The sequence below is a fragment of the Streptomyces sp. NPDC111744 genome (assembly GCF_055634995.1).
In genome coordinates, this window is sequence record NZ_JBVKCG010000034.1 from 47,802 (window position 1) to 54,105 (window position 6,304).

Here is a 6,304-nt window from a genome sequence, read left to right on the forward strand (position 1 = left end):
CTGCCATGCAGATACCGAGCGTTTTCGGACCCGGAGCATCGCCCGTCGCGAGCCGTGTCCTGCTCTGTGAGCGTTCACAGTAGAGAAACATCCCGGACACTTGTCAATGGTTGTTGCTGTGCGGTTATGTTGGGCTTACGCCACGACCAATGTGTGTGCACGTTCCCAGATGATCGATAAAACGGGAGAGATCCATGCCGGAGACCACCCCCAGGGGCCTGACCAGGCTCGCCTTCGGTGGGGACTACAACCCCGAGCAGTGGCCGGAAAGCGTCTGGCACGAGGACGTCCGGCTGATGCGCGAGGCCGGGGTCACGATGGTGAGCGTCGGGATCTTCTCCTGGGCCCTGCTGGAGCCGGCGCCGGGGGAGTACGACTTCGGCTGGCTGGACCGGATCATCGGCCTGCTGCACGAGAACGGCATCCGCGTCGACCTGGGCACACCCACCGTGGCGCCGCCCGCCTGGTTCTACCGCGCGCACCCCGAGGCCCTGCCGGTGACCGCGGAGGGCGTGCGCTACGAGTTCGGCTCGCGCGGCGCCATCTGCCACAGCAACACCGACTACCGCGCGGCCGCCGCGAACATCACCACCCGGCTGGCCGAGCGCTACGGCGACCACCCGGCCCTCGCGTTGTGGCACGTCCACAACGAGTACGGCGTCCCCGTCTCCGCCTGCTACTGCGACTCCTGCGCCGCGCACTTCCGCCGCTGGCTGACCGACACCCACGGCACGATCGACGCGGTCAACGAGGCCTGGGGCACGGCCTTCTGGGGCCAGCACTACACCGACCTGGCGCAGATCAACCCGCCGCGCGCCACCCCGACCGTCGGCAACCCGGGCCAGGCCCTGGACTACAAGCGGTTCACGGACACCACCATCCGCGAGAACTTCCGCGCGGAACGGGACATCCTGCACCGCCTCTCGCCGGGCGTCCCGGTGACGACGAACTTCATGACCGCCCTCAGCCAGTGCGACTCCATGGACTACTGGGCCTGGGGCCGCGAGGTCGACCTGGTCACCAACGACCACTACCTGATCACCGACGGCCGCCGCACCCATGTCAACCTCGCGATGGCCGCCGACCTCACCCGCTCCGTCGCCGCCGGCGCCCCCTGGCTGCTGCTCGAACACTCCACCTCGGGCGTCAACTGGCAGCCGCGCAATCCGGCCAAGGCTCCCGGGCAGATGGCCCGCAACTCCCTGGCCCATGTGGCCCGCGGCTCCGACGGCGCCATGTTCTTCCAGTGGCGGCAGTCCCGGCGCGGTGCCGAGAAGTTCCACTCGGCGATGCTGCCGCACGGCGGCACCGGGACCCGGGTGTGGCGCGAGGTCGTCGAACTCGGCGCGTCCCTCGACTCGCTGGCGCAGATCCGCGGCAGCCGCACCCAGGCCGACGTGGCCGTGTTGTGGGACTGGCAGTCCTGGTGGGCGCAGAACCTCCAGTGGCGCCCGAGCGAGGACCACGACCCGCGCGAGCGCGCCGACGCCTTCTACGAGGCTCTCTACGACCGGCACCTCACGGTCGACTTCGCCCACCCGGAAAGCGACTTGTCGGCTTATCCCCTTGTCGTCGTACCGGCTCTCTATCTGATGACGGAGGCGGGCGGGAACAATCTCAAGGAATACGTCGAGAGCGGCGGCACCCTGGTCGTCTCGTACTTCTCCGGCATCGTCGACGAGCACGACGCCGTGCACGAGGGCGCCTATCCGGGCCCCCTGCGCGACGCCCTCGGCCTCGCCGTCGAGGAGTTCTCACCCCTCCTCCGGGACCAGCGGGTGCGGCTGACCGGCCCGGACGGCTCCGAGCTGACCGGCGACGTGTGGACCGAGTTCGTCGTCCCGCGCGGCGCCGAGACCGTCTGGACCTACGCCGACGGCCTCACCGCCGGCCACCCGGCCGTCACCCGGCACCAGCTGGGGGAGGGCACCGCCTGGTATGTGTCGACCCGCCTTGACACGAACGGGCTGGACGCCCTGCTCGGCTGGGCCGCCGAGGACGCCCGGATCGCACCCCGCGCCGACCTGCCCCGCGATGTCGAGGTGGTCCGGCGCACCGGTGACCACGGCACCTTCCTCTTCGCCGTCAACCACACCGCCACCGACGCCAAGGTGCCTCTGGAGGCACACGGCACCGAACTGCTGACGGGCGAACGCGCTGCGGGCCGCCTCGCGGTCCCGGCGGGTGCCGTACGGGTCGTACGACTCGACGGCTGAGCCCCGGCCGTGGACCGGGCCGCCGCACCCGCGTCCACCGAGACTCCCCTCCGCCCGCGCGTGCCACGAGAGCCGTGGGCGGAGGGGCCTCCTCCGGCCCCGCCGGAGGACACCCCTCCCCAGTCACGTCGAAGGGACGACGGACGATGATGTTCCATCCCAGACGCACCATCAGAGCCCTGCTGCTGCCGCTTCTGGCCGGGCTCGCCCTCACCGCCCTTCCCGTGCAGACCGCGCAGGCGGCCGGCACGCTCACCAACGGCGGCTTCGAGTCCGACGGAGCCGGAGTGGCCTCGCCCACCGGCTGGTCGGAGTACGGCGACACGGGCGCTTCGTACACCGAGTCCGGCGGCCACAGCGGCAGTTACCGCCTCAGCCACTACTCGGCCTCCGCCTACAAGGTGGAGACGTACCAGTACCTCTCCGGCCTGACCAACGGCACCTACACCCTCACCGCCTGGGTCCGCTCCAGCGGCGGGCAGAACTCCGCCTACATATCCCTGAAGAACTGCGGCAGTTCCGAGCAGAGGACCGATCTGCCGGTCTCCACCAGCAGCTGGGTGCGGATCGTCACCTCGATCGCGGTCACCAACAACCAGTGCACGATCAGCATCAACTCAGATGCCAACGCGGGCAACTGGATCAACGCCGACGACCTGACCTTCGCCTCCGGCTCGACGGGCCTGTCCATCAAGGGCGCCGACATCTCGTCACTCGCCAAGAGCGAGGCCAAGGGCGGTGTCTACAAGACCAGCTCCGGCACCACCGGAGACGCGGTCACCATCCTGAAGAGCGCCGGCATGAACTACGCGCGGCTGAAGGTCTGGGTCAACCCGGCGGACGGCTACAACGACAAGGCGCACGTCCTGGCCATGGCCAAGCGCGTCAAGGCGGCCGGCATGAAGCTGCTGGTCGACTTCCACTACTCGGACAGCTGGGCCGACCCGGGCAAGCAGACCAAGCCCGCCGCCTGGACCGGCCACTCCTACAGCCAGCTCAAGACCGACGTCTACAACCACACGTACGACGTCCTCAACGCGCTGAAGACTCAGGGCACCACCGCCGACATGGTCCAGATCGGCAACGAGATCAACGGCGGCATGCTCTGGTCCGAGGGCTCCACCGACAACTGGTCCCAGCTCGCCGGCCTGATCAACTCCGGCTACAGCGCGGCCAAGGCGGTCTCCTCCAGCACCCGGGTCGCCCTGCACCTGGCCAACGCGGGCGACGACGCCACCGTCCGCTGGTGGTTCGACAACGCCAAGACCTACGGCATCAACTACGACGTGATCGGGCTGTCGTACTACGGCTACTGGCACGGTTCGCTGGCCGCCGCCCAGACCACCCTGGACGATGTGGCCTCCCGCTACTCCAAGCCCGTCTTCGTCGCTGAGACCGCCTACCCGTTCACCCTCGCCCAGGACGACTCGCTGGAGAACCAGATCGACACCAGCGGCGAACTGGTCACCGGCTACCCGGCCACCGCCGCCGGCCAGCTGGCCTGGATGAACGCCGTCGCGAACATCGTCGAGGCCGTTCCGAACGGCCGTGGCCTCGGCGTCTTCTACTGGGAGGCGACCTGGACCGCCGTCACCGGAAACGGCTGGGACCCGACCGACGCCACCTCCGGCAACGGCTGGGAGAACCAGGCCCTGTTCGGCTACGACGACAAGGCGCTGTCCTCCATGGCGTGGTTCAGCCACCGCTGAACCACCACTGACGAGGGGACCGGCCGTAAGGGGACGGCCGGGCCCCTCCGCCCTGTCCGCCGTTCGGTCTCGGACAACGCTCACCGAGTCCCTGACATGGGAGCTTCGGCCGCGGAACAGTGGGAAGACGAACTACGAGGAGGCCGGGGACGGACGGAGGCTGGTCGGATGCCGAGGAACTCCACGAGCGTGAGTCGCCCGGACATTCCGGACTGGCTCTCGCCGGCACCCATCTGGGCATGCTGACCCGGCTCGGGCAGGTGCGCACCAGGCGCATCCGGCACCGCACCTACTACCGGCGCGACAGGATCCGGATCACCGAGGTGGCCCGGATCTTCGAAAAGGGCTGGTGAGACCGGTTCCGCCTGTCACTATGGGGTTCATGGACCGACCCGCGCGCCTCGTCCCGCTCCACTACGTCGCCATTGGCGGCCGCGGCCCCGAAGACGTTGTGACGGATCCGGACGGCGGGGTCCTGACCGGCGTCGAGGACGGCCGTATCCTGCGCCTGGACGGGCTCGGCGACCCGGACACCCCGCGGGTCCGGGAGCTCGCCCGGACCGGCGGCCGCCCGCTCGGCCTCGAACTCCTCCCGGACGGCGACCTGCTGGTCTGCGACGCGGAGCGCGGCCTGCTGCGCGTCGGCCTCACCGACGGTGCCGTCCGCGTCCTCACCGACTCGGTCGAGGGGGAGCCGCTGCGGTTCGCGAGCAACGTGGTCGCCCTGCCCGACGGCACCGTGTACTTCACCGCCTCCAGCCGCCGCTTCCCGCTGGACCGCTGGATCGGCGACATCGTCGAGCACAGCGCCACCGGCCGCCTGCTGCGCCTCGCGCCCGGCGCCCGTACGGCCGAAGTGGCCTGCGACGGTCTCCAGTTCGCCAACGGGCTGGCCGTGAGCGGCGACGGCACCTTTCTGATCGTCGCCGAGACCGGCGCGTACCGTCTCACCCGCTACTGGCTCACCGGCCCGCGGACCGGCCGCGCCGAGTTCTTCGCCGAGCTCCCCGGCATGCCCGACAACATGTGGCGCGACGGCGACTTGACCTGGGTCGCCCTGGCCGGTCCGCGCAACCCGCCGCTCGACCTCTTCCACCGCACCCCGCCCGCCGTCCGCAGGGCGGCCGCCCGAGCCGTCGTACACGCCCCTTACCGCCCCACCGGCACTATCGCCGTGACGGCTCTCGACGACCACGGCAGGGTCGTGCACCACCTCGCCCGCCAACACTCCGGCTTCCGTATGGCCACCAGCGTCTGTGTGACCGGCCGCCACCTGGTCCTCGGCAGCGTCTGGGAGCCCGGGGTCGCCGTCTGCGCCGCGCCCACCGCGAAGTGACCGGCGGGTAGACCCGGCGGTACCCTGGTGCACCCGTCGGGGCGGTGCCGAACAGGAGACGTACGACCCATGACAGCCCCGGAAGCCGAGAGCCTCCGTGCCCAGCCGAGCCCCCGGCGGCGGCCGGAATGGCGTACCCAGGCACCGGTCGTCGCAGCGGTCGCCGCGGGCGGCGCGCTTGGCGCGACGGGTCGCTACGCCCTCGCCCTGGCCCTGCCCACGGCAGCGGGCGGATTCCCCTGGGCGACGTTCTGGACGAACGTCATCGGCTGCGCGGTGATCGGCGCGTTCCTGGTACTGATCACCGAAGGACTCCCCGCGCACCGCCTTGTGCGCCCCTTCTTCGGCACCGGCGTCCTCGGTGGCTTCACGACCTTCTCCACGTACGCCGTCGACATCCAGAAACTGGTCGACCACGGCCGGCCCGCCACCGGCCTCGCCTACCTCGCCGCGACCCTGTGCGCCGCCCTCGCCGCGGTGTGGTGCGCGGCCACCGCGACCCGCCGTGTCCTCGCCCGGAGGAAGCGATGAGAAACCTGAACTCCGGTAAAGCGGACGCCAAGAGTAAGAAGTCGTTATGAATTGGCTGTTGGTCGTCGCCGGTGCCGTCGTCGGTGCTCCGCTGCGCTACCTCACCGACCGCGCCGTCCAGGCCAGGCACGGCTCCGTCTTCCCCTGGGGCACCTTCGTGGTCAACGTCACCGGGTGCCTGATCCTCGGCCTGCTCACCGGCGCGGCCTCTGCGGGCGCCGCGAGCCCTCACCTCCAGCTGCTGCTGGGCACCGGGCTGTGCGGGGCGCTCACGACATACTCGACGTTCTCGTACGAGACCCTGCGGCTGACCGAGACCGGCGCCGGGCTCTACGCTGCGGCCAACGTCGTCGCGAGCGTCGCGGCGGGGCTGGGGGCGGCCTTCGCCGGGGCGGCGATCGCCCAGGCGGTGTGGGCCTAGTACTACAGGGCTAGATCTGGATCACGGAGTGATGGGAGGCTCTGGCTGTGGCCACGACACAGCCCCGTGATTCAGATCGTTCGTCGGACGC

General features: G+C 70.3%; 5 protein-coding genes. All 5 read left to right on the forward strand.

The genetic code is table 11. The features are described from left to right. The first annotated feature begins 194 nt into the window (after positions 1-194). Positions 195-2,216 (forward strand): beta-galactosidase, encoded by a 2,022-nt coding sequence (locus tag ACZ7OO_RS40515; protein ID WP_471512419.1) that lies wholly within the window; start codon positions 195-197, stop codon positions 2,214-2,216. Between the two features lie 149 nt (positions 2,217-2,365). Beyond that, positions 2,366-3,925: a glycosyl hydrolase 53 family protein gene (locus ACZ7OO_RS40520; RefSeq protein WP_471512420.1), complete on the forward strand. Its 1,560-nt coding sequence runs from the start codon at positions 2,366-2,368 to the stop codon at positions 3,923-3,925. A 382-nt stretch (positions 3,926-4,307) separates the two neighbouring features. Further along, the gene (locus tag ACZ7OO_RS40525) at positions 4,308-5,261 is read left to right on the forward strand and encodes an SMP-30/gluconolactonase/LRE family protein (protein ID WP_471512421.1); all 954 of its coding nucleotides are present in this window, start codon (positions 4,308-4,310) and stop codon (positions 5,259-5,261) included. Positions 5,262-5,330: 69 nt separating this feature from the next. Then, positions 5,331-5,792, forward strand: coding sequence for a fluoride efflux transporter CrcB (gene crcB, locus ACZ7OO_RS40530; RefSeq protein ID WP_471512422.1), 462 nt, complete (start codon positions 5,331-5,333; stop codon positions 5,790-5,792). Between the two features lie 46 nt (positions 5,793-5,838). After that, on the forward strand, positions 5,839-6,213 hold the full coding sequence (crcB, locus tag ACZ7OO_RS40535; RefSeq protein WP_471512423.1) for a fluoride efflux transporter CrcB: 375 nt from the start codon (positions 5,839-5,841) through the stop codon (positions 6,211-6,213). Positions 6,214-6,304 lie beyond the last annotated feature (91 nt).